Consider the following 23,939-nt stretch of genomic DNA (forward strand, 5'->3'; position numbering starts at 1 on the left):
GGGCAGTACAGGGTTTGAACCTGTGACCCCCGCCGTGTGAAGGCGATGCTCTACCGCTGAGCTAACTGCCCCGAAGCGGCGCGAATTAAACCACAACCCAGTGGCTGGGGTCAATTTTGCGGCGAGCGGCCGCATTAAACACAGTCCGGTAAAATGGCCGCTTTTTCCGCCCGGCCCTGCCATGATCCGCACCCGTTTCGCCCCTTCCCCCACTGGTTTCCTGCATATCGGCGGCGCGCGCACCGCGCTGTTCTCGTGGGCGTTCGCGCGCCATCACGGCGGCCAGTTCATCCTGCGCATCGAGGACACCGACATCGCGCGCTCGACGCCCGAGGCGGTGCAGGCGATTCTCGACGGCATGGCCTGGCTCGACCTCAATCACGACGAAGGTCCGTTCTACCAGACCAAGCGGCTGTATCGCTACAAGGAAGTGATCGAACAGATGCTGGCGGCCGGACAGGCCTATTACTGCTACTGCAGCCCCGAGGAACTCGACGAGATGCGCGAGGCCCAGCGTACGCGCGGCGAAAAGCCGCGCTACGACGGCCGCTGGCGCCCCGAACCCGGCAAGACGCTGCCGGTGCCGCCGGCCGGCGTGCAGCCGGTGGTACGCTTCAAGAATCCGCTTGAGGGCACGGTGGCCTGGAAGGACCTGGTCAAGGGCACGATCGAATTCGCCAACGCCGAACTCGACGATCTCATCATCGCGCGCGCCGACGGCACGCCGACCTACAACTTCTGCGTGGTGGTCGACGACTGGGACATGCGGATCAGCCACGTCATCCGCGGCGATGACCACGTCAACAACACGCCGCGCCAGATCAACATTCTCAAGGCGCTCGGCGCCACCGTGCCGCAGTACGCGCATCTTTCGATGATCCTCGGCGACGACGGCACCAAGCTCTCCAAGCGCCACGGCGCGGTGTCGGTGATGCAGTATTTCGAGGAAGGCTACCTGCCGGAAGCCGTGATCAACTATCTGGCCCGGCTCGGCTGGTCGCATGGCGACGCCGAACTGTTCAGCCGCGAACAATTCGTGCAGTGGTTCGACCTCGACCACATCACGCCGTCGGCCGCGCAGTTCAACACCGAGAAGCTGCGCTGGATCAACCAGCAGTACATCAAGGCGGCCGACGACGCGCGACTCGCCGACTTGACGCGCCCCTTCCTGATCCGCAACGGCGCCGGACTGGACGACGGCCCCGACCTCGCGGCCGTGTGCGCGCTGGTCAAGGAGCGAGCCGCGACGATCGAGGAACTGGCCGACGCCGCCACGCTGTTCTACCGCACGCTTCATCCCACACCGGAACTGCTGGCCCAGCATGTCACCCCCGAGGTGCTGCCGGCACTGGCCGACCTGCTTGCGCGGCTGGAATCCCTGGACTGGGAACGCAGCGCACTCAGCGCCGCGTTCAAGGAAACGCTCGCCGCGCATGGCCTCAAGATGCCCAAACTGGCGATGCCGGTGCGTGTGCTGGTGACCGGCGAACCACAGACCCCGGCGATCGATGCCACCCTGGAGCTGATCGGCAAGGACAAGGTGGTCGGACGCCTGAAAGCCGGTCTGCAGGCCGCACAAGCCTGACCGATTCCGCTATAATGCGCGCTGTTTTTCGCCGGCGTAGCTCAGTTGGTAGAGCAGCGCATTCGTAATGCGAAGGTCGTCAGTTCGATTCCGATCGCCGGCACCAGTTGTAAAAAAACGCCGCTCAATGAGCGGCGTTTTTTCTGGCCGGCCTCCCCGTCTAGGCTGCCATCGACAGGATGTCATCGATACGACACGGCCTGTGGATGGCGTAGCCCTGGACATAGTCGACACCGATTTCCCGCAGCGCCTCCAGCGTCGTCTCGGACTCCACGTACTCGGCTACCGTGAGCAACCCCAATGAATGGCCGATGTCGTTCATCGACTTGACCATGGCGAAGTCGCTGGAATTCTGCATCATGTCCTTGACGAAGCTGCCGTCGATCTTGAGGGTATCGGTACGCAGATTCTTCAGGTGGGCATAGGATGTGAATCCGCTGCCGAAATCGTCCAGCGAGAACTTGCAGCCGTAGCGGCGTATTTCCCGGATGAAGTCCTGCGCGGCCCCGTAGCTTTCAATGGCGGCACTTTCCGTGATTTCGAAGATGATCTTCTCGGTGGGGAAATCGCTGACCGGCAGCATCTCCTGCAGATAGCGCATCACCTCGGGATTGCTGAGCGACGTGGCGGACAGGTTGATGGCGAATCCCCCGACGGAGGCAAACTCCGACCGGTTGGCGGCGATCCATTCGAACACGTTCCGCATCACCCAGATATCCACCTCATGCGCGCGCTGCAGCCGCTCCACAGCCGGGATGAAATGCCCTGGCAGGATTTCCACCCCGCCCTCGCCTTCGATCCCCAGCAGCACCTCGTAATAGGGCAGCCGGGTGTTACCCCCGACGAGCGGCATCACTTGCTGGCAACGCAGGTGCAGCCCGCTGCCTTTGAGGAAGGAGTCGATCCGGCCCGCCCAATCCATCAAGGATTCCTGCGACTGCAACTGGGGGCTGGCCTGGTCATAGATCTGCATCCGGTTGCGGCCTTGCGATTTTGCCGTGATGCAGGCCGAATCGGCGCGCCGGATCGCCTCGGCCGCGCTGAACCGGTCCGGGGCAAACTCGGTGATGCCGACATTGAAGCCAATGCTGTAACTGTGCTGCCCGTGCTGGAACGAGTAGTCCTTCACCCGGTCGAGCAGACTGTCGATGGCACTGCAGCCTTCGACCCGCTTGCAGTTGGGCAGCATGAGCGCGAAGGTGTCGTCGCGAAACGAGGCCAGTACGGCATCGGGACCGATATGCGCCCCGACTTCGCGGGCCAGGCTGCGGGTCAGTTTTTCCGCGACGTCCTCGCCGCAGGTGTTGACGATCATGCGGAACTGGTCGAACTCGATGATGCCGACGGCATGGGTCCTGTCCGCCTGGTCCGGTATCGCCATCCGGTTCAGGTGCTGCAGGAAGCCCTTGCGGTTGAGCAGTCCGGTCACCGGATCGTGCATGGCCTGTTGCATCACGCTCTGATAGGTATCGTCGAACAGGGACTGCTCCGAACGCTCGATCAGCGGCAGGTCCAGATCCTTGCCCGGCTTGGCCGTACCACGCTGCATCTGCCGGGACAGTTCGGCCAGGGTGAAATCGGTCTTGCTGGTAGCAGATCGGTTGGCAAAGGTGCAGTTCGCGGGCGGCTGGCTGATCCAGATGAGCTGCATCGGTATCCGGTTGCCGTCCACGCTGAAATCCCACCAGTCGCCCACTCGCAGACGATCCGCCAGTTGGCGATGCGCGGGCACGACGCCCCGTTCGCCCGACGAGGCCAGCCGGCCCGGGGGCACCCGAACCATTGCCCGTCCCGGAACAGGTTGCGTTGCGCCGTCGGTCAGGCTGGCATCCAGTTCGTTCATGAACGCAGCGAGCAGTTTGGCATCCACATTGACCGTTGCCAGGGCGCGCTCGATTTCAGCCAGCAACGTCTGCGCCGATTCGGTGCTGCGCGGTGTATCCGCAGGCGTGGGATCGAACCGCTCGAACAACTGGTCGAGCACGGCCAGCGCCGCATTCCATGCATCGCCCTGCGCGCCCTGGCGCATCTCCAGCAACACCAGATACTGGCGCCAGCCGGCATCCAGCAGGCGCAGCAGCATGCCGGGCACTTCTCGTCCGGCCAGGCGCTGCTCGAGCGCCGCGTTGACGCGGGTACGCGCCGAGCGAATCCGCTCCTTGCCCTCACAGGCTTCCTGCAGACGCGCCACTCGTGTCCTGCGAATCTGCAGGATCGGTAACAGCACTTTCTCGAGACTGTCGCGAACCATCTCGAAAATGCCGGGGTCGTTGTCGGCCTGGCTGCATACGCGGTCTACCAGCAAATAGAGGAACCGCTGCAGCTTGGTATCGAAGAATCTGCCCTTGTCGTCTGCCGCCACCGCGTACTGCTCGATGAGATCGAGTACCTGGCGGGCCGGGTGATCGGGCAAATTGGGGAAATGGGTATCCTGCAATGCCAGCTTCAGCAGCGGGCGTTCGAGCCGCTTCACCAGCGATTCGATATCCGAACGGGGGACGACATCCGCCCGCGCCCGCGCGAACAGATCGGCCGTGGTATCCAGGATCTGCCGGTGGGTCGATGCCAGCCGGCTGGCATTTCCCCCGGCAGAGGCGATACGCGCGGCGAGTTGATCGGCCAACGATGGCATGCCGGCTGCCGGCTGACCTGCCATCGGCAGGCCATCCAGGGCAAGCAGTAGATCGCGCAAACGGGCCTCCGGCAGCGCAGCGCCGCCATTGTGCTGCGTCCCGTTGGCCTGCGGCGACGGTTCCACACGGCCGGCCAGCTGCCGGGCTGCCTGCTGCAGACGGTTCACCACCTGCAGTACCTCGGGGCGCACAGCCTGCGACATGGCGGCGCCACCCGGATAGGGAGCCTGTGCCGGCAGCAGGCTCACCGCCGCTTGCGAGGTGCGCCGCTGGGTCTGCTCGAGGCCGGCCAGAATACGATCCAGGCTGTACTCGGCGCTCTCTGGCGTCTGGGCAATGCCGGTCTGGTCCTGCTTGTACAGCGCATTCAGCGTATCGGCGATCTCGGCCAGATCCGGCTTGGGCCGGGCGCTGCCGTCACTGCGTGTTGCGGCTGCCGGCGGTTTGGACATGGATGCCCCGGAGCCGGATGCGTGTGCAGGCTTGACCGTTTCAGCAGGCTGCAGGGCAATCAGGGTCTGGTTGAGCTGCTGGTAAAGCGCCGCGGCATGACCCGATATGGCCTGCCCAAGCGCTTTGTAAAGAACCGTTCGCATGGGGTTGGAGAAATCCAGTCCCTGAATGGCGATCTGGAAGGTACGGCCAATCATCTCCGGACCGAAAGGATTGTTCTTCCGGTCGATCGGAATGCCGGCCAACAGGCTGTAGCGCTGTTCAAACGTGCCCAGCGGGAGGGCGACGTCCGCCTCGACCTGCCGGATGACGGACGACAGATTCAACCAGTCCTCGAATTCCGCTTCCTCGACCAGGGCGAGCGGATTGTCTGCGGACGCCCCGCAGGACGCTTCCTGAACGGGTCCGATATCCTGTATGCGATCACGAATGGCATTGTAGAAGTCGTCCTCGATCCGGCTGCGGCGCTGCATCAATTCCTGAGCACCGTAGTCGTAGCGCGAGCGTTCCAGGAAACTGGATTCGTCTTGTCCCGCCTGGCCCAGACGCTCCACCGCCCACTGGAAAAAATCCTGCATCACGGCATTGAGGAAGCTGCGGAAGAGATTGGTGCATTCCTGTTGCAGTGCCTGTGTCTGATGTGGGTTCAGCTTGACGCTGCCTTGGGTGGGGCGGGTTTGGACCAGACGCGCGTTCGCCCTGCGCAGGGCATGTAGCGCATCTTCCTGCATGGCCGCAACGAACACTCCGATCCCGCCGGGGGAAACGCGAGCGACACGGCCATTGCATCCGTAAGTTGCCGAGCCGGCAACCGAGAATTCCACCCGTACCGACGTTCCAACCAGCGAAGGCAGTGCAGCGTCCTGTACTCCTTCCTCGAGAAAAGCCACGTACAGGCCGTTCTGGCAGTAGTCCCGAATCTCGGATGGGATGGCCGGACCTTCGCCGAACCGGACGTGCGCGGTCTGCAACGTAGGCTGCCGCGCAAAACGCCGTTTTTCCTTGCCGACCACTCCGAAAGTTGAATGCGCCATTATCTTTGTAGGGTTGAAGCTGGCCATGCGAGCCGAAGGATGCAGCATGCAAGTATCCGCAGAACCATCGGACAACCGCATGTTCCGCAAACACGGTGCAAGATGCTATTAAACCGCTACGTGTAATTACGGATAAAAGTCAGAAGGCTTTAAGAAACGAGGGCGCCGGCCGCCAGCGGTTGCTCGGCCGTCATGCATGCGGCGGCCGTCCGTCTATTATCCCGAGTTACTGCGACTCGAATTCGGTGAATGCGCGATTCATGTTGGCCCGGTGCAGATCGCCGTAGTTCTCCAGGCGACTGAACGCAGGCAGGTCGGCATAACGGTCCAGGGTCGCTTCCATCGGTTCCATTTCGCGTGCGGCGGCCCCCACCTTGTCGGCCAGGAAGTCATAGTAGTCGCCGGTCTCGCGCTGCGCCTGCGTCAGATCGCAGACCCGGCCGTGACCGGGAACGATGTGCACCGGTTGCAGGGCAACCAGTTCGCGAAAGGCCCGCTGACCGTTCCTCACGCTCGACCAGGGCAGCACGCCCAGCAGACGATCCACAAAGACCAGGTCGCCACCGAACATCACGCGCCGCTTGGGAAACCAGACCCAGGCGTCGCCTGGAAAATGCGCGTCGGTGTAGGCCAGCACCAGCGTTTCGCCTCCCAGTTCCAGCGTAGCCGAATTGCCCGCGAGGGTGTTGGGTGCGGGCAGCGGCCTCGTACCCTGTATGCGCGTACCGAGAAAGCGTTTCATCGACGCCATGTGTTGCGTCGCGAATTCGGCCTGGGTAGCGGCGGTTCGGGTGAGCGCGATAACCTTGGCACCCTTTTCGGCGAAAAACGCGTTGCCCAGCCAACGGTGATCCTGGCTGCCGGTATTGATGACCCAGCGCACCGGCTTGTCCGTCACCTCGCCGATGGTGGCCGCGATCCTCTCGGCGCCCAGGCGGCTGGCCCCGGTGTCGATCAGAATGACGCCCTCGGGCGTGACAACGAAACCAAAATTGGCATTGAGCCCATCGTTGTCGGCGCTGCGCTGACCCAGCGGGCCGATCAGGGCGTAGACATTGTCGACAACACGTTCGGCTTTGAGCTGAAAAGCCTGGGCGGCAGGGGTCATCAGGGTGAGAACGATGAGAAGTGGTGTGAACAGCGCACGCATATCCAACAAATTCCTATTTCAGACGATAGCCGGCATGGCAGGCCACGCATTGCATGGTGACCTGATTCAACGCGTCCAGGGCACGAGGCAGATCGCGGGTCACACCGGCCTCCTGGGCTGTCACGGCAAAGCGGCTGGCGGCCTGGTGCATGGCCGTACCCGTGTCCTGCATACCCTTCGGCATGAAGCCGGCCATATGGCTCGCCCCGTGTGCTTCGAGCGAACTCATGCCAATGCGCTTTTCGGCAATATCGGCGGCGGCATCGTATTTCCCGGCAGCCAGCAAACCCAGGATTTCATTGATGGAGAGCAGATGGTCGCGCATGTTCGCGCGCATGTGATCCTGCATCATCGCCGGCATCTCGACCGCGATACGGCCGTCGCCTTCGGCAAGGGCATGGGATACGACCAGAAGTCCGGAGAGAACAAGCGGTGCAAGCAGGAATTTAGGCATGGCATCCCATTGAATGTTATTGAATCCGTCGCGCAGGCAAGCCGCTTTCATACCATCCTTTGCTCTGGTTGACGATTTTCACCACCAGCAGCATCACCGGCACCTCAATCAGCACGCCGACGACTGTTGCAAGCGCCGCGCCCGACTGGAAGCCAAACAAGGCGATTGCCGCCGCCACCGCCAACTCGAAAAAATTGGACGCACCGATCAACGCCGACGGACAGGCAACGCTGTGCTTCTCGCCCACCTTGCGATTGAGCCAGTAGGCCAGCGCCGAGTTGAAGAACACCTGGATCAGGATGGGCACGGCCAGCAGCGCAATGATCAGTGGCTGCGCGATGATCGCCTCGCCCTGGAAGGCGAACAGCAGCACCAGGGTGGCCAGCAGCGCGAGGATCGAGGCATGGCCGAGTTGCGCCATCGCCGCGTCGAATGTTGCCTGCCCGCGCTTGAGCAGGATCTTGCGCCACAGCTGCGCCAGCACCACCGGAATGACGATATATAGCACCACCGAAGTAAGCAATGTGTCCCATGGCACCACGATTGCCGACAAGCCGAGCAGTAGGCCGACGATGGGCGCGAAGGCGACGATCATGATGGTGTCGTTGAGCGCCACCTGCGACAAGGTGAAATACGGGTCGCCGCCGGTCAGCCGGCTCCACACGAACACCATCGCGGTACACGGTGCCGCAGCCAGCAGGATGAGGCCGGCGACGTAGCTGTCGAGCTGCTCGGCCGGCAGGTAGGGCGCAAAGAGATGGCGGATGAACAGCCAGGCCAGCAGCGCCATGGAGAACGGCTTCACCGCCCAGTTGACGAACAACGTGACGCCGATACCCCTCCAGTGCGACTTTACCTGATGCAGGGCACCGAAGTCGATCTTCATCAGCATGGGGATGATCATCACCCAGATCAGCAGGCCGACCGGAATGTTCACCTGCGCCACTTCCATACGCCCCAGCGCCTGGAACGGCGCCGGCAGCAGCTGGCCAAGCAGCACGCCGGCCACGATACACAATGCCACCCACAGGGTGAGCCCACGCTCGAACACGCTCATCGGCGCACCAGCGGCGCGCTTGCCGGTCACTTCGCACTGTGCGCTCATTGAGCGAACTCCATCAAAGTTGGCGCGCTCATACCGTCCGCCCGATATCCCGTACGGCCTGTTGCAGCTTCATGTTGTCGAGCGTATGGAACGGCAGGCTGACGAAAGCGGAGAGACGGCGCTGCAATTGGCTCATCGTCTCGACGAAGGCATGACGTTTGACATCGTCGCTGCCTTCGACCGCAGTCGGATCGGGGATGCCCCAGTGCGCGGTCATCGGCTGTGCCGGCCATACCGGGCAGACCTCGCCTGCGGCGTTATCGCATACTGTGACGACAAAATCGAGAGGCGGCGCATCGGGCTGCGCGAACTCGTCCCATGATTTGCTGCGAAGCTCGCCGGTCGGGAAATGATTTTTCTCCAACAATTCCAGCGCGAACGGATTGACCCGCCCCACCGGCCGACTACCGGCACTGAATGCCCGAAAGCGTCCCTTGCCCAACTGGTTGAGCAATGACTCGGCGAGAATCGAACGCGCCGAGTTGCCGGTGCACAGGAACAATACGTTGAAGACCGGTTCGGCCATGGCAGCGTCCCGTCGATTCAGGCTACAGCAGTTTGCAGGCCGAGCTTCTCGCGCACGGCCGCAACCAGCCGGGTACGGATGTCGTCTCGCACCGCGAGGAAGCTTTCCAGCGGCTCGCCGTGCGGGTCGTGGAACGGCAGGTGGATGGCTGGAATAGGTTTCGGAAAGATCGGACAGGCTTCCTTGGCGTTGTCACATACGGTGACCACCAGATCAATGTCCTCTTTCATCACGGCGTCGATGTCCTTCGGATGCAGGCCATCGGTTTTGAGACCCGCCGCCTTCAGCGCGGCGATGGCGCCGTCGGCCACTTTCGGCTGCGGGCGGGTACCGGCGGACAGCGCGCGCACCTGGCCGGCAAGGTCATGGTTCAGCAGCACTTCTGCCATTTGCGAGCGACAGGAATTGCCGGTACACAGCACCAGTACGGTGTAGTTTTTTTCAGCCACGATGGGTCCTTGGATTGTAAAAAATGAAACTCAGCAGCAACCGCCTGTGGTCGGTTTAGCCTTGACCGGGATGCAACCGGGAACCTTCGCCACGACGGGCTCAGGCACACAGCATTCGCCTTCCTGCTGCCCGCCGAACACGGGAATGCTGTCGAGCGTGTGATAGGTTTCCCAGGCGATGCCCTGCGGATCGGTCGCCCAGTATTTGTCCGATTTGGCGTAGCAGCAGGCGGTGCCCATTTCCTCCACCACCTCGGTGTCCAGCTTCTGCAGGCGTTCGCTCATCTCGGCCAGTTCGTCGGCAGACTCGACCTGCACGCCTAGATGATTGAGTCCGGGTGTGGCGCCGCGTGCCGAAATGGCGAAATTCACCCGCGGATCGTCAAGCATCCACTTGGCGTAATCGTCCTTGGCGACACAGGGCTCGGCGGCGAACAGCGCAGAGTAGAACTTGATGCTGGCGGCCAGATCGTCGACCGCGACGTGTACATGGAGGCGTTTCATGTTGGCTCCTTTTCGGTGGCACGGGATTGTTCGGGTTCGCAGGCTGGCGTGCAGACCGGCGAGCAGGGATTGCCGCCGCAGCAGTTCTCGGTAAGAAAGCCGAGCAGCGCGTTCATGGTTGTGAAGTTGGCGGTGTAGATGACGAAGCGTCCGGACGGCTGCGAATCCACCATGCCGGCGTGCGACAACTCCTTCAGATGGAACGACAGCGATGATGGCGGAATGCCGGTGAGTTCGCTGATGCGACCGGCGGCGAGGCCGGCCGGGCCGGCCTGGACCAGGGAACGGAAGATGGCCAGGCGTGAATCCTGGGCCAGGGCTGCCAAAGCGGTAACGACGGCTTTTGTTTCCATATTTCAATATTAATTGAAGCATGGAAACAAAAGCAAGCACCATCCGCCCATTTTTTCAAACTGCTTGCGGGAAGGTCGAGGGGCGGTTCGCCTGGCTCCGAACGCCGGCTCAGTAGCCGCAGCCGGGTCCCGATTGCGCGCCAGATTCCGCCGATTCCAGACCGAGCATGTCACGCGCCGCTGCCTCGGCAACCTTGATGCCGTCCACGCCGGCAGACAGGATGCCGCCGGCATAACCCGCCCCTTCGCCCGCCGGATACAGGCCTTTGACGTTGAGGCTCTGAAAATCGTCGCCCCGGGTGATGCGCAGCGGCGAAGAGGTCCGCGTCTCGACGCCAGTCAGCACGGCATCCTTCATCGCGAAGCCCTTGATCTGCTGGTCGAACGCCGGCAGCGCCTCGCGGATGGCCTCGATCGCGTAATCCGGCAGCGCCGAGGCCAGGTCCGTCAGATGCACGCCTGGCTTGTAGGAAGGTTCGACGACGCCGAGCCGGATGGACGGCTTGTCTGCGAGAAAATCGCCGACCAGCTGACCGGGCGCCTCGTAGCCGCCGCCGCCGAGTTCAAACGCACGCGACTCCAGCTTGCGTTGCAACTCGATGCCGGCCAGCGGTCCGCCCGGATAGTCTTCAGGCGTGATGCCGACGACGATACCCGCATTGGCGTTGCGCTCGTTGCGCGAATACTGGCTCATGCCATTGGTCACCACGCGGCCGGATTCGGACGTCGCCGCCACCACCGTGCCGCCGGGGCACATGCAGAAGCTGTACACCGAGCGGCCGTTCTTCGCGTGATGGACCAGTTTGTAGTCCGCCGCGCCAAGCAACGGATTGCCCGCATTCGGGCCCAGCCTGGCCTTGTCGATCAGCGATTGCGGATGTTCGATGCGAAAGCCGATGGAAAATGGCTTGGCCTCCATGTACACGCCCCGCGCATGCAGCATCTCGAAGGTATCGCGGGCGCTGTGGCCGAGCGCGAGAATGACGTGGTTGCTGCGCAGCGTTTCGCCGCTGGCGAGCGTCACGCCGCGAATGCTTTTACCATTGGGGCCATCCTCGATCAGCACGTCGGCGACGCGCTGCTGGAAGCGAATCTCGCCGCCCAGTTTCTCGATCTCGTGACGCATGGTCTCGACCATGCCGACCAGACGGAAGGTGCCGATGTGCGGTTTCGACACGTAGAGGATTTCTTCCGGCGCCCCCGCCTTGACGAACTCGATCAGCACCTTGCGCCCGAGATGCTTGGGATCCTTGATCTGGCTGTAGAGCTTGCCGTCGGAAAACGTGCCTGCCCCACCCTCGCCGAATTGCACGTTGGATTCCGGGTTGAGCACCTTCTTGCGCCACAGCCCCCAGGTGTCCTGGGTACGCTCGCGCACCGCCTTGCCGCGCTCCAGAACGATAGGCCTGAAACCCATCTGCGCCAGTACCAGCGCGGCGAAGATGCCGCAGGGGCCGAAGCCGACCACGATCGGACGTTCCGCCAAATTATCCGGTGCATGGCCCACGAAGTGATACGCCATATCCGGCGTCGGCGCGACATGACGGTCGCTGCGAAATTTCTTCAACAGTCCCGCTTCGTTCTTGACTTCGACATCGACCGCGTAGACCAGCAGCAGCGCGTGTTTCTTGCGCGCGTCGTAGCTGCGCTTGAAGATGCTGAAACCGAGCAGATCGTTCTCCGCCAGTTCGAGGCGCTTCAGGATCGCCGCACGCAAGGCCTCGGGCGGGTGGTCGAGTGCAAGTTTCAGTTCAGTCAGTCGCAGCATGGTGTGTACGTAAGTAATTCAAAGCGCCCTGCCCCGCCACGCGGCCGCTGGCCAAACAGGCTGTCAGCAGATAGCCGCCGGTGGGTGCTTCCCAGTCGAGCATCTCGCCCGCGCAGAACACACCGGGCAGCTTGCGCAGCATCAGCGCGTCGTCGAGCGCCTCAAAGCGCACGCCGCCTGCACTGCTGATCGCCTCATCGAGCGGGCGCGGTACGCTAAGCGTAAGCGGCAGCGATTTTATCGCGTGGGCGAGCTTCACCGGGTCGTTCAATTGTTCCATCGGCAGCAGTTCGCGCAGCAGCGCCATTTTCACACCCTTGATGCCAGCGCGACTTTGCAGGTGACTGGACAGTGAACGTGCGCCGCGTGGGTGGGCGACTTCGGCGATGACCCGCTCGCGCGGCTTGTCGGGCGCCAGATCGAGCTGCACCGTAACCGCGCCCTGCGCAGCAATCGTGTCGCGTAACGGCGCCGACAGGGCATAGACTAGGCTGCCTTCGACGCCGGTGTCGGACAGCATCAGTTCGCCCGTGCGCTGATGTACATGGCCGGCCGCATCGCTGAAGCACAATGCCACGGTTTTCAGCGGCTGGCCGGCGAAACGGCTACGCAAATGTTCGCTCCAGCCGCCCGCCACGTCGAAACCGCAGTTCGACGGCAGTAAGGGGGCGGTCTCGACACCGCGTTGTTCCAGCAGCGGCACCCACGCGCCATCTGATCCCAGCTTCGCCCAACTGCCGCCGCCGAGCGCCAGCACCGCCGCGTTGGCGCATACGTTCAGCTCACCCTGAGGGCTTGCGAAACGCAGTGCGCCATCGTTGACCCAGCCCAGCCAGCGATGACGCACATGGAAACGCACCCCCGATTCGCGCAAGCGATGCAACCATGCACGCAACAGCGGCGCGGCCTTCATCTCCTTGGGAAAAACGCGGCCTGACGAGCCGACAAAGGTCTCGACCCCCAGTCCGTGGATCCACTCACGTAGCATTGCAGGGGAAAAGACTCCGAGCAGTGGCTGGATGTCAGCCGCACGCGCCCCGTAGCGCGACAGGAACGCGTCGAATGGCTCGGAATGGGTGATGTTCATACCGCCCACACCGGCCAGCAGGAATTTGCGGCCGAATGATGGCATGGCGTCGTAGAGGTCGACCTGCACGCCGCCCTGTGAAAGGATCTCGGCCGCCATCAGGCCGGCGGGGCCGCCACCAATTACAGCGACATTTGACATGGGTTGCGGGGCTCGAAAGGGCCCGCTCTGAAAGCGTGTCGAATGGCGACGGTTAGCGCGTCGCGGGCAGCCTTCCTCGCCGGGTCGATCCCCGCTACGCGGGAGTTCTCGCCCAACGCCTTGAAAGGCTTACTCCCACTCAATTGTTTCCGGTTTCTGGAAACCCGCGTGGATAATAGATTTTTGTGTTCTCATCATCATTATTTACCGTCAGTTTTACCGTCCAAAAACAAGTGCTTTTGCGGGTGCGGGAGATGGACTCGGTCTGACGGGCGGCTACTCCAGCCCATCAATCGTCAACTATCGCTGCGAACCGGCAAGCCCGCATCTTTGGATTATTTGTCGCTATCGTAGCACAACTACGACTAACGCGTCCAAACAAAGCTTGGCAATCACTTATAAAAGTGGTAAATATCGTAACATGGCTACGACTGAAAGAACCAAGTTAAATTCCCTCTACCGGCAGTGGGCGCCTGGAACCCCCCTGACATCGGAGGACTTGGCGGCATTGGGTGTCTCTGCGGACCTGGCCGTCCACTACGCGCGCGCCGGTTGGCTTTCCCGGTTGGCGCGAGGGGTGTACCGCCGCCCCAACGATACGCTCAATCTTCATGCCTGTCTGGTACTGATGCAGCGCTCCATCGAAGGCCTGCATGTTGGCGGCAAGTCGGCTCTCGACTGGTATGGCGTGCGGCAATATTTGTCGCAGCAATCCATTCTGCATCTTTACGGCTGGTCAACCGCCCGTCTCCCCGACTGGTTCACCGAGCGTTTTCCGGCGGAATACCACCGCAAGCGCCTGTTCAATGAACCGCCGAACGATCCGCACCATGCGGGACCGTTCGAGAAACGCGAAGGCGCGCCCCGAGTCTCGACGCCCGAACGCGCATTTTTGGAGGTGCTCAGTGAGGTGGGCGTGCGTCAGCCACTGCAGGAGGCACGTGAACTCGCCGAGAGCACCTATAGTCTGCGCGCCGATGTGTTGAGTGACTTGCTGCAACGCTGCACCAGCGTTAAGACGGTGCGCCTGTGCTTGCGGCTTGGACGCGAACTCACGCTGCCCTGGGTCGCCAAGCTGGATGTGACTCAGCTGCCCACCGGCAGCGGCCGAGCGTGGGTATCACGCTCTCCCGACGGACTGCTTGTGCTCAAGCCATGAACCAGCTTTACCTCGACACCGCACGTCTACTGGTCCAAGTTGCCCCGCTCGTCTTTTCGGATGGGATGTTCGCGCTCAAGGGCGGCACGGCAATCAACCTGTTCATCCGCGACATGCCTCGCCTATCAGTGGATCTGGACTTGGTGTTTCCAGATTACAGCCAGCCTCGTGATGAGGCATTGGCACGCATCAACGAGGCTATCCGACAAGCCACGGAGCGCCTGCGAGCACGCGGGTTTCAAACCCACACGCTCGCGGCGCCCGACGTCGGCGAAACCAAGTTATTGGTGCGACGCGGGAGCATCGAGGTGAAGGTCGAAGTCAATTTCGTGATGCGCGGCACCGTCAATCCTGTGCGCTCCGCGCCCTTGTCGCCTGCCGCCCGCGAGAGCCTGCTGGCCGACCTGGAGCTTCCAGTGGTATCGCTGGAAGATGTGTACGGTGGAAAACTCGTCGCCGCAATGGACAGGCAACATCCACGCGACCTGTTCGACGTGATGCAGCTGCTTGCGCATGAAGGTATCACTCCAGGCATCCGGCGCGCATTCGTGGTCTACCTGGCCGGTCACAACCGACCGGTGCATGAGGTGCTGTTCCCGACTTTGCGCAACATCGAGCAGGAATACGAACGAAACTTCAAAGGCATGACCACCGAGCCAGTGGAACTCGCCGCTTTGGTAGCCGCGCGGGAGCGCATGTTGCAGGAGCTGCAGAGCGGGTTGGATGCGGGCGAACGCGGTTTCCTGCTGTCGCTGGTCGAGGGGAATCCGCAGTGGCCGCTGCTCGGAATCGCGCACCTCGATCAGCTTCCCGGCATCCGTTGGAAGCTGCAAAACCTGTCACAGCTGCGACAAAAGAGCCCGCGGAAATTTGCCGAACAGATCGAGATGTTGGCCAATCGGCTACAGTAGATCACCACCACCGCCCATCTTTACGACTGGAACCGTCAGGACGTAAACGCACGTTTAACCCCAAGGCCTGCGGATACTGCGCGCCTCTACCTGACCGATCACTTCAAAGAGTCTAGATAGGCGTCACCATCGTCGATACCCAGCTCGATCCACATTGGCAGGTGATCGCTCATGCGGTAGATGCGCCACTCCTTGAAACTGCGGCCAGGTTTTTCGGCGCGTTCCTGTGCGTAGGCACAGTCACACAAGCAGCGTCCGCAGATTGTCACAGATAAGCCTGGCCACGTCGCCCGCAGGCAGCCCATGCAAACGACCCAGTTCCTCGACGACGCTTACCACATCGGTCGGCCGCGAAGGCCTGTCGCCAATGTGAGTGAAAGGACCGTCGGTTTCCGTCAGCATCCGATCCAAGGGGATAGCCTGCACCATCGGTGCGTGCCTCTCATTGCCCAGCATTCCCACGTTGATCGAGAAGTAGCAGCCCAAATCCAACGCGCGCTTCGCCTCGCTCTTTGTTCCCGTGAACCAATGAAGAACAATTTTTCCGCGCTCGGGCGGTAGATGCGCCTCGACAAGATCGAGTACCGCCTTGGCCGACCTGATGCTATGGACCGTGATGATCTTGTCGCCAGCCTGTGCACAACGCTGCAACACATGCTGGAACACACGCTTCTGCGCATCGAGCGATTTGAAGAATCGGGGGCCAGCGTCCAACCCGACTTCGCCGACGTAGCGGGTCTCGGCAAGATGTTGGTCCCATAGCTCGATCTCGTTTTCACGCTCCGCGACCAACTGTGGGTGCAGCCCCAGCGCCGCTCGAACATGCTTCGTGCGCTGCGCGAGTTCGTGATTGCGAGGCCAGGCGCGAGGTGTCGTCGTCACCGCCAACGTGAACACACCGGCCGCCTCCGCATCCCGAACCGCCGCGGCATGGTCCGGGTAGAGATCGAGGTGGCAGTGGAAATCCACGAGGCCGGCGGTCGCGATCATGCACGCACCCTCGTCAGCTCGGTCTCGCCACGGCGCCGTCGATGAGCCGTGCGACCTCGGCAAGGCCGCGCCGATAGACATCGGCAAGCTGATCCAGATGCGCGGCTTCATCCGCAAGCGAGCCGGGTTTGTGGATCAAGAGGTTTGCGAGCTGTGGCTTCCCTTTCAAGCGCTCGATCGCGTACTGAAACGACCTGACCTGTACTCCGGTCGCTTGGCGTGTGTCCAAAGGCTGCGCATGAAGGTCGAGCACAGTATACGTCGTCGGGTCTTTAGTCGTCCCCCATGCTGCCGTCAACGCTGCGCGGCGGATCAGACATGGGAGGCAATAGCCACAGTGCTCGATGCCATGTCCTAGCCATCGGGCTTTGGCAGGGGACGAACACGATAATGAATCTGTTGCCAGCTTCTTCAAGAGGGCCTGGTTGCGGCAGGCTGCGGCCATCTCGCCCTTCGTCTTGTCCCAGTACGGATTCCGGATCTCGCCGTCGATGCCAAGTGCGGCGAGCAGGTCGTTCCACCTTGCCATGTAGTAAGGATGCGTGGTGCGAGTACTGTTCGAGCCCAGCCGCAGAGGGTCCAAGGGCACATTCAGAGCGATCAGCCCGTTCTCGGGGACACGCAGGACAAAACGGCACCCCAGCCCAGTGCCTGCGAACACGCCGAGCGCGAAGAACAGGAACGACCTACCGCGCGTGCTGTCTTCCGAACCAACGTCTGTCACGAGGCCTTTCTTGAAGGTCATGCCGACACGCAGCCGCTCGAAAGACGACTTGGCGTAGTGCTTTTTCAAGCCGGTGAACAACTTGCCCTGCGCGTCGCTGATTGAACCTTCACCGAAGTGGCTGATCAGCAATGGCGTAGCGCCGTCCTCCAGTAAGTCGATGGCGCCGATCAAGCTGTCTAGTCCCCCTGAGAACAGGCTGACGGAATCAAAGGGAGGAGCGATCAGGCTCGGAGGCGATGCTTGAGTGATCGTCGCGAACCGATCTGGACGCGCCCTGAAGCCGATCGTCCAGCGATCGCCCGTCAAGAAGTCGAGAGACTTCTTGAGCGTCGGCGCTGCTACGCCCCAGCGAGCCGGGTCGCTGACCGGCACGACTAGCCTTATCTCGCGTGTCCACGAATCCTGCGACTGCTCGGCGCGAGAGATGCGCGTGTCGGCCGCATGGACATGGGCGGCCAGTACCAGCAGGTCGATGCCGATTTCCGATGGAAATACGCCGATCTTTTTCAGGCTGGTGAGCGCGCCGCCGATGCCGTGATCCAAGGACTTTTCGCCAGCGACGAGTTGTAGGTAAGTCCGCTGTTCATCGGCACCCGCCATCACATCGAAGCGGTCGTCAGGGCCGAAGCGCCCTGCCAGGAGTTGTCGCTTCATTGGTTGGCCTCCGCATCGCCCAGGGTCTGCAAGATTGCAAATGCAGACTCGTACACGGCGTCCACAAAGCCCTGAATCCGTTCAGGCGTGAGATTGGGTGTCTCGGCCCTGGCACGAGTGAGCGCGTCGCTTACTCCGCCTCGGATGAAGTCGCGCAACTGCTGCTCGACGCGGTGTGCAGTCTGCGCATCTGTCGGCATGGTCACGGCCTTGGTGCCGATGTCATTGCAGATGCGCGCCTCGATCGCATGTGTGGCATACAGTTCGAAAACCGTCTGCATCTGATCCGGGGTAAACGTGGCCAGGTCGGTGAGACCTTCACTCGCTAGTTCAACAATGGTCTCGATGTAGGCCTCGCGGGCGATGCCTTCATCGACCGTGCCCGCGCCTGGGCAGATGTAGTCGGCTAGGCCCACGAAAATTTCAGTGATCGGGCGACCTGCCAACGATTCCAGGTCCAGGGCACGCAACGCCTCGCGCACACCCCGCGTTTGCGCATCGGCCAGGAAGCCGAGGAGCCGCGCGCCGGCCCCCCGAGAGGCGCCCATGCGTTGGGCAGCTTGGCGCGAGCCCCCCGCGGATGTTGAGACGTACCTGGAGACGGCGCGGCCCAGGCTGGCTCGATCATTGCCGCCGGAGCTAGCGAATCGCGTGAAGTTGTTACGAGCGCCAGAGAAGCGTTGCGGGTCCGCTGTCCTGGGAATAGGCGCGCGGTTCGGCGGCACTGGCGGCGCAGCACCGTCTGCAGGCGGCTGGCCGTCCGGTCCTGCACCATTGCCCGGAGGGGCATCAGAGGCGTCACCGCTACCAGCGTCGCCCAGCCATGACGGAACAAGTGGTGTCCCGCCGCCAGGGCCGCCGTAAGCTGTCGAGGTTCCCATTAACGCCCTCCCTTCAGGTCCTTAAGCGCCGCTTCAGCGCTGGTCTTGAGGCCAGGGTTGCTGGTGACTTTGCTCCAGTCTCCCAGCAGCTTCGTCAGGCGAGCAGCGCATTCGGTGTCTTTGATGACGCCTTGCCAGCCGCTGACAGCCCAAGGCCCGCACTTACCATTTGGCAGTGCCTCCAGGAAGTCCATCAACCGGCTCTGGAGGCCGGGCTGCGCCTTCACAAGGACGGTGAGGCCATCGACGCCCGCCGGCCTAGTGTCGAAGGTGCCCGTACTCATGATCTTGCTGCGCACGGCCTCGAACACCTTCTCGGCTTCGGGCTGCACGAGTTGCTTCAACTCGGCTTCGTAGCCTTGGACGGTCATCTTGCCGCCGAACAGCTTCTCGACCACACCAGCCAGGTGGCCCAGAACCGACACCGGGCCGAAGTAGTCCTTCTTGTCCTTTGTCACAAACAGGTAGGGGCGCAGATCGAGTCCCGACAGCTTCGGCGAGAGGCGCGCCCAGTCGCGCACCGCCTCCGACGACTTCCACTCAGTCAACACAGCGTTGTCGGGTGCGGGTGTGGGCTCGGCGGCTTTCTGCCCCTTCGGCTCAGCATCTTTGTCGTCAGCCGCCGCAAGGCTCTTCTCCAGCACTTCGAGTTCTTCGCACAGCCCTTGCGGATGAACCGCCGCGACGAACGCGATCTGCTCAAACAACCTTGGGATGAAGCGTTCCGCGAGCATGAGCTTCGCGAGCACGGGTAGCTTGATGTCGTCGCCGAAACCGCGTGCAGTCGCAGTGCGCTCGCGCAACAACAGCGTGTTGAGGAAGCGCTTGATCTGGCGCGGGTTGCCTCTTGTGCCGCTCGCCAGGATGGGGCCGATCTGGTCGCTGAGTGCAAACGCATTGTTCGCCTTCTCGGCCTGCTTGCCGAGCGCCGTCTTGACCGTCGCGGCATCCAGACCGCCACTGGTCCAAGGCCGTTTCAGCTTTTCCCTCGCTACGGCGATCAGCTCCCCATAGTCTGCGTCGTTCTCGCCGATTTCGGCGCCAGCCAGCAACAACGTCACGTAGATCCGCGTCTCGGTCTCTCCCAGGGCCGGGATGCGGAACGGAACCTGGATGAGCTTTTCGAGGTAGTTGCGGGCGTAGTCTCGCGGCCCGGTGCTGTCGGGCAGATCGGGAAAGTGCTTGCGCACCGCGTATTCGATCATCGCCTCGTCGGCCGCGACGACGAACGCCGTTCGCGCGGTGAACACGAACAGCCGGATGGCTTCGAGCGTTTCAATGGCGGTGTCGGGCAGGCAGCGGTCGAGATCGTCGATCAGGACAACGAGCTGTTTGATGCCTGCATCTTTCAGGAGCTGGTCGAACGCCTTGCGGAAGGCCTCCACTTCCTCCGGCACATTCTTGGACTCGCCCGGCTTCAGCACGGCCTTCGCCTCGTCGATGGCTGTCGAGAGGTTTTCTTTCGTGACGAGCTTGGCAGGGTCTGCCACTAGCGCTTCGAGCGAGCCGACGATGGCTCCGACTTGCTCGGGCGTCGGAATGCCAGTGAATGCGGTCAGGGCCAAGCCGCCGGCCCGCTTGGCGATCTTCAGCCAGTCGATGCGACGGAAGACATCCTCGACGGCCACCGCCGCTTTCTTCAGTGCCGGACGTTTCTCGACCAAGCCCGTGACGATCCCCTCGATCAAGGCGATCTTCGCGTCCTCGAAGCCCTGGAAGCGCCACCCATTGAACTTGAGGCACAGGACATCGTCCTGGTTCGCGAAGCCAGCCTCGATCATTTCGAGCACGCTGGACTTGCCCGCACCCCAGTCGCCGTGCACGCCGATCGTCACCGGATGGTCGGGCTTCGCGCGAAGCAGCCCGATGATCGTGGTGGCAATGGCCTCGTTGTTCAGCAGGTCAACTTTGGTTTCGTTGTCGGTCAGGATCATTCGTCTCCTCCCTGTTCATCCAGTATCGCGCCGGCAATGACATTCTTTGGTCGCAAGAACGCGACCGTGCCTGCGGGCCAGCGCGATACACTTGGTCTTGCTGACCCCTCACCATATCAGGTCGTTCTTGCCGTTGGGCTCCCGACCATGCGTCTTGCGCATCAAACGCGTGCTGCGAAAACTAGAAGACTAAGCACACTCCCCAAGAACGCCCATTGTCGCAGCTGAGGACTTTTCATCGGCAATCCGTGCGCATAATGAACAAAGTGCTCACAGTTGAAATCGACCCATGAATAGGCCTGCCCTCGCTTCAACCGGGCACGGTGCATGACGATAGCTGGCGGAAGCAACCCTGGATAGCCTTCGACCCTCACCTGGCGTCCTTGCGCGAACGCGTGGAACGCCTGCTCCACAAAGCCCTGCTCTTTGGCCGAAAACGCTAGAACACTTCTCTCGCCCACGATGGGGTGGTCACCGAGCAACCCCACATGGTCGTACCAATCATGGCGTACACGAATGACCGTACCGGCTGGAAGCTCCCAGATATTTTGCTGAATATTGGTGTGGATCATGATATCCTTTCGTTAAACATATTTGCATTAAACGCATACATGCACAGGAAGTCAATGCCCCAGCCACGGCCGGTTGTCACCTATCCCGCTCTGGTCGGCAAGATACTGGCGCAGCAACGCGAGATTAGGGGCCTCAAGCAAGGTGCCATCGCGGAGGCGCTTGGCCTCTCGCAATCGGCTTATTCGAGGCTTGAGTCCGGCGAATCAGTACTCAATCTGTCGCAGTTACGGAACATCAGCACACAACTGCACCTTCAACCTGCGCAAGTTTTGAGCTTGGCAGATCAATATGAAGCACAGTTGAGTTTGCAAGGAGTTGACGTCATCGCTGAGAAGCCCAACAACCCCGCGGCCGTCGCCATAGGCTTGGGCCTGCTCGCGGCCCTTCTATTGAGCAGCAGATAGCGAGATGCGTACGAAGAGGCAGTTCGCTTATGGATGAAGCGGTCGTCGTCTTTTCCCGAAAAGGTCTCTTTCAAACACGCATCACCGCGCGCGAGGTCCGAAGCCGCGAGCACGCCCGTAAACTGTGGCCCTTGGTCGCACCTGGTGCCATGCAGCAGATGGTGACCTGGGTAAGCCCCTCCTTCGAAAATGGCAAGCTACGTAGGCGCTCCCACTTCCGCCAACTGCCCGCCGAGAAGACCTATGACATCAAGACGCAGTTCGAAGAGGAAGAGACCGGCCGCCAGCGTGCCGTGAATGAGAGCCCCGAACACCGGCGCGCTAAAGAATTGATCGCCGCCGAGTTGGCACGCAGGCTTGTGGCTGGTCTTGTGATGCCTTGGGCATTCAAGGACGCCGATGCATCGGATTATCCTTTAGAAGGCAATCTGCTACTCGGCGCCGATCAGATCGTTACCGAACACCCACTGGATACACCCTTCGGCAGTCGGTTTCGTCTCGACATCGCGGTACTTGGGCCGCCGATCCAGACCGAGCCCATAGTGCTCGGTGGTGTTGAAATCGAACTGGGACACGCCTTCGACGGGCGAAAAGCCCTGATCGGCAAATCACTGGGTTTTGCACTCATTTCCATCGACATCTCCGAAATGACGATGGACGACATCAATGCGCAGTGGGCCGAACGGGCATTGACCGCTACGACGCGCAACCATGAGCAGGGCCGCAGGCAAACCTATGTCTATCTGCACGATCTGCTGTATCCGCTCTATGCCAAGTTGCCGACATTTCTGGATAGCGAACAGCGTCACCAGTACCTGGTGTTTGCGGACGATGCCACCTTGCGCAAGCTGGTGAACTGGATGAACCTGCTGGCGAAGACACTGGACTATCCGAGCGGCTCAGTAGCCGTCGCCATCGTCAACGGCAAGAGCGAACAGTCCCGGAAGATGCTGGAGCGCGCCGGCCAAGTGGTCGGTCCCGATTGGGAGCAGTTCAACAACCATCAATGCTTGCGCCTCACGGTCCCACGCCCCAAGAACCCCGCAGACCTACAGGCCCATCGCTTTCACATGACGATGGCACGGCTACTGTTGTCGCATACCGATGCCCTGGTGGGCTACAAGTACTGCAACGGTGTGGACAACAACCATCCCGAGGAGGATGTCTGGATCGCGCATCGCTGGATTGCCGACCAGAACATCCACACGCAGCACCGCGTATTGCCAAAACGCTTGGCCGAGCCGATCAATCGATTGATGAAGGTGGTTTCCGACCTGCAGCGCGGCAACGCCATGGTCGAAGAGTTTGGCTGACCAATGTCTAACTGCCTACGGAGATCACATGGCCGATTTGTCTTCAATCGAGCGACGTAAGCTGGAGCGGCTATTCCGCATGGGCAGTGGTTACGTGCTCGATTTCTCGGACCGCACGTTCAGCGAGTTTTTCGAGGAGCATACGCGCCGTGACATCGATGCCGCGGTCTATCGTGAGCGCGGCACATCCAAAGCCAACCGCCTGCGCGGTTTTTGGACGGCCGAAGGAAACCATCTGGTCGGCAAAGTCATCCAGGCACTGATCTTGTACGGTCAGGCTGAGAACTGTTTGGGCGACGAGCCGGGATTGACCGAGCTGACCGACGATTGCTGGAAGATCGCCAGCCGCATGATGCGCGACACGCCCGTCGCCGAGATAGACGCACTGACCGCCACAGCCGATGAACGCGATTTCGAAACCGTCGCTCAACACGTACGCGAGGCGATCGAGAAGAACCAGCCCGAAGCTGCCCTGGATCGGCTGCACACGTTCGTCATCAAGTACGTGCGCACGCTGTGCGAACAGCGTGGCGTTGAAATCAACCGCGACAAAGCATTGCACAGCATCTTCGGTGAGTATGTCAAACGCTTGCGCGACGCGGGTCGTCTTGAATCGTTGATGACCGAGCGCATCCTGAAGTCCAGCATCTCGGTGCTCGAAGCCTTTAATGACGTTCGCAACAACAAGAGCCTCGCGCATGACAACCCGATCCTCAACTACGAGGAAAGCCTACTCATATTTAACCACGTTGCCAGTTCAATCCGTTTCATCAAATCGCTCGAAGCCAGAACGAAACACGCGACTGCGCCGAAATCGATCGCGGTACTTGATGACGATTTGACGTTCTAGTTTGTCCGATCGATATTCGACAAAACAGCAATATTTACTGTGCAGTGAATCTTGTTGGCCAATCCTAGGCGTCTCGGCTTTGCCGCCGTCGGGCTCGCGGGCAGTGCCCCGCGCCTCGCGCCGAATCGCGGCCATTCGGCTTTGATCCCTGACGCCTCCGGCCCACCGGGCCTGCGCGCTCCGCTTGCCATTAAGGTAGTGGGTGTGTGGAGGGGCGGCCTTGCTGTTCCCTTCAACGTACCACGCCGTTCTCGCCGTCAAGGGCTGCGCGCCCTGCCCTGCGGTTGGCCGCTTGCGTCCA

Annotated in this window: 21 protein-coding genes and 2 tRNA genes; 7 read left to right on the forward strand and 16 right to left on the reverse strand. The window is 61.6% G+C overall.

The annotated features are described in order from the left end of the window. Positions 1-71 (reverse strand) — tRNA-Val (locus ABT23_RS12115). 110 nt (positions 72-181) lie between these two features. Here ABT23_RS12115 and gltX point away from each other — a divergent pair. Further along, positions 182-1,585 carry a glutamate--tRNA ligase gene (gene gltX, locus ABT23_RS12120; protein ID WP_296635619.1) on the forward strand — a complete coding sequence of 468 codons (1,404 nt, stop codon included), beginning with the start codon at positions 182-184 and terminating at the stop codon, positions 1,583-1,585. Positions 1,586-1,615: 30 nt separating this feature from the next. Continuing rightward, a tRNA-Thr gene (locus tag ABT23_RS12125) sits at positions 1,616-1,691 on the forward strand. 54 nt (positions 1,692-1,745) lie between these two features. Here ABT23_RS12125 and ABT23_RS12130 read toward each other — a convergent pair. The 10 genes from ABT23_RS12130 to ABT23_RS12175 all read right to left on the reverse strand — a co-directional run bounded on the left by ABT23_RS12130 (position 1,746) and on the right by ABT23_RS12175 (position 13,242). Beyond that, positions 1,746-5,753, reverse strand: coding sequence for a DUF1631 family protein (locus ABT23_RS12130; RefSeq protein ID WP_296635622.1), 4,008 nt, complete (start codon positions 5,751-5,753; stop codon positions 1,746-1,748). A gap of 178 nt (positions 5,754-5,931) precedes the next feature. Continuing rightward, positions 5,932-6,855 carry an MBL fold metallo-hydrolase gene (locus ABT23_RS12135; protein ID WP_296635625.1) on the reverse strand — a complete coding sequence of 308 codons (924 nt, stop codon included), beginning with the start codon at positions 6,853-6,855 and terminating at the stop codon, positions 5,932-5,934. A 13-nt stretch (positions 6,856-6,868) separates the two neighbouring features. Next, positions 6,869-7,309 carry a hypothetical protein gene (locus ABT23_RS12140; RefSeq protein ID WP_296635628.1) on the reverse strand — a complete coding sequence of 147 codons (441 nt, stop codon included), beginning with the start codon at positions 7,307-7,309 and terminating at the stop codon, positions 6,869-6,871. Between the two features lie 16 nt (positions 7,310-7,325). After that, positions 7,326-8,414 carry an ACR3 family arsenite efflux transporter gene (arsB, locus tag ABT23_RS12145; RefSeq protein WP_296635631.1) on the reverse strand — a complete coding sequence of 363 codons (1,089 nt, stop codon included), beginning with the start codon at positions 8,412-8,414 and terminating at the stop codon, positions 7,326-7,328. A 28-nt stretch (positions 8,415-8,442) separates the two neighbouring features. Next, positions 8,443-8,940 (reverse strand): arsenate reductase ArsC, encoded by a 498-nt coding sequence (locus ABT23_RS12150; RefSeq protein WP_296635634.1) that lies wholly within the window; start codon positions 8,938-8,940, stop codon positions 8,443-8,445. Positions 8,941-8,957: 17 nt separating this feature from the next. Then, positions 8,958-9,389 (reverse strand): arsenate reductase ArsC, encoded by a 432-nt coding sequence (locus tag ABT23_RS12155; RefSeq protein ID WP_296635637.1) that lies wholly within the window; start codon positions 9,387-9,389, stop codon positions 8,958-8,960. A 30-nt stretch (positions 9,390-9,419) separates the two neighbouring features. After that, complete coding sequence (locus tag ABT23_RS12160; protein WP_296635639.1) at positions 9,420-9,893, reverse strand: ArsI/CadI family heavy metal resistance metalloenzyme; 474 nt, start codon at positions 9,891-9,893, stop codon at positions 9,420-9,422. Next, positions 9,890-10,246, reverse strand: coding sequence for a helix-turn-helix domain-containing protein (locus tag ABT23_RS12165; RefSeq protein ID WP_296635642.1), 357 nt, complete (start codon positions 10,244-10,246; stop codon positions 9,890-9,892). The genes ABT23_RS12160 and ABT23_RS12165 overlap by 4 nt, the downstream gene beginning before the upstream one ends. Positions 10,247-10,355: 109 nt before the next feature. Then, positions 10,356-12,014, reverse strand: a complete 1,659-nt coding sequence (locus tag ABT23_RS12170; RefSeq protein WP_296635643.1) for an NAD(P)/FAD-dependent oxidoreductase — start codon at positions 12,012-12,014, stop codon at positions 10,356-10,358. Beyond that, positions 11,998-13,242: a TIGR03862 family flavoprotein gene (locus tag ABT23_RS12175; RefSeq protein ID WP_296635646.1), complete on the reverse strand. Its 1,245-nt coding sequence runs from the start codon at positions 13,240-13,242 to the stop codon at positions 11,998-12,000. The genes ABT23_RS12170 and ABT23_RS12175 overlap by 17 nt, the downstream gene beginning before the upstream one ends. 421 nt (positions 13,243-13,663) lie before the next feature. Here ABT23_RS12175 and ABT23_RS12180 point away from each other — a divergent pair, with 421 nt between their 5' ends. Then, entirely contained in the window at positions 13,664-14,401 is a 738-nt protein-coding gene (locus ABT23_RS12180; RefSeq protein WP_296635648.1) for a type IV toxin-antitoxin system AbiEi family antitoxin domain-containing protein, read from the forward strand. Beyond that, complete coding sequence (locus tag ABT23_RS12185; protein WP_296635650.1) at positions 14,398-15,312, forward strand: nucleotidyl transferase AbiEii/AbiGii toxin family protein; 915 nt, start codon at positions 14,398-14,400, stop codon at positions 15,310-15,312. The genes ABT23_RS12180 and ABT23_RS12185 overlap by 4 nt, the downstream gene beginning before the upstream one ends. A gap of 240 nt (positions 15,313-15,552) precedes the next feature. Here ABT23_RS12185 and qatD read toward each other — a convergent pair whose 3' ends face one another. From qatD to ABT23_RS12210, 5 genes are all read right to left on the reverse strand, one after another. Further along, positions 15,553-16,302 carry a Qat anti-phage system TatD family nuclease QatD gene (gene qatD / locus ABT23_RS12190; RefSeq protein WP_296635653.1) on the reverse strand — a complete coding sequence of 250 codons (750 nt, stop codon included), beginning with the start codon at positions 16,300-16,302 and terminating at the stop codon, positions 15,553-15,555. Positions 16,303-16,315: 13 nt separating this feature from the next. Further along, a complete protein-coding gene (gene qatC, locus ABT23_RS12195; RefSeq protein ID WP_296635655.1) occupies positions 16,316-17,683 on the reverse strand; it encodes a Qat anti-phage system QueC-like protein QatC in 1,368 nt (455 codons plus the stop codon). Beyond that, positions 17,680-18,564 carry a Qat anti-phage system associated protein QatB gene (gene qatB, locus ABT23_RS14815; protein WP_366366783.1) on the reverse strand — a complete coding sequence of 295 codons (885 nt, stop codon included), beginning with the start codon at positions 18,562-18,564 and terminating at the stop codon, positions 17,680-17,682. The genes qatC and qatB overlap by 4 nt, the downstream gene beginning before the upstream one ends. Beyond that, a complete protein-coding gene (gene qatA / locus ABT23_RS12205) occupies positions 18,564-20,498 on the reverse strand; it encodes a Qat anti-phage system ATPase QatA (RefSeq protein WP_296635660.1) in 1,935 nt (644 codons plus the stop codon). Before qatA ends, qatB begins: the two co-directional genes overlap by 1 nt. A gap of 161 nt (positions 20,499-20,659) precedes the next feature. After that, the gene (locus ABT23_RS12210; RefSeq protein ID WP_296635662.1) at positions 20,660-21,070 is read right to left on the reverse strand and encodes a lecithin retinol acyltransferase family protein; all 411 of its coding nucleotides are present in this window, start codon (positions 21,068-21,070) and stop codon (positions 20,660-20,662) included. Positions 21,071-21,124: 54 nt separating this feature from the next. Between ABT23_RS12210 and ABT23_RS12215 the strand changes: the two genes are divergently transcribed. From ABT23_RS12215 to ABT23_RS12225, 3 genes are read left to right on the forward strand one after another with little or no spacing between them, the layout of a single operon-like run. After that, positions 21,125-21,475 carry a helix-turn-helix transcriptional regulator gene (locus ABT23_RS12215; RefSeq protein WP_296635664.1) on the forward strand — a complete coding sequence of 117 codons (351 nt, stop codon included), beginning with the start codon at positions 21,125-21,127 and terminating at the stop codon, positions 21,473-21,475. A gap of 29 nt (positions 21,476-21,504) precedes the next feature. After that, positions 21,505-22,788, forward strand: coding sequence for a hypothetical protein (locus tag ABT23_RS12220; protein WP_296635667.1), 1,284 nt, complete (start codon positions 21,505-21,507; stop codon positions 22,786-22,788). A gap of 28 nt (positions 22,789-22,816) precedes the next feature. Continuing rightward, complete coding sequence (locus ABT23_RS12225) at positions 22,817-23,638, forward strand: abortive infection family protein (protein WP_296635670.1); 822 nt, start codon at positions 22,817-22,819, stop codon at positions 23,636-23,638. Positions 23,639-23,939 lie beyond the last annotated feature (301 nt).

This window comes from Thiobacillus sp. SCN 63-57 (assembly GCF_001725555.1).
In the GTDB taxonomy this organism is placed as follows: domain Bacteria; phylum Pseudomonadota; class Gammaproteobacteria; order Burkholderiales; family Thiobacillaceae; genus Thiobacillus.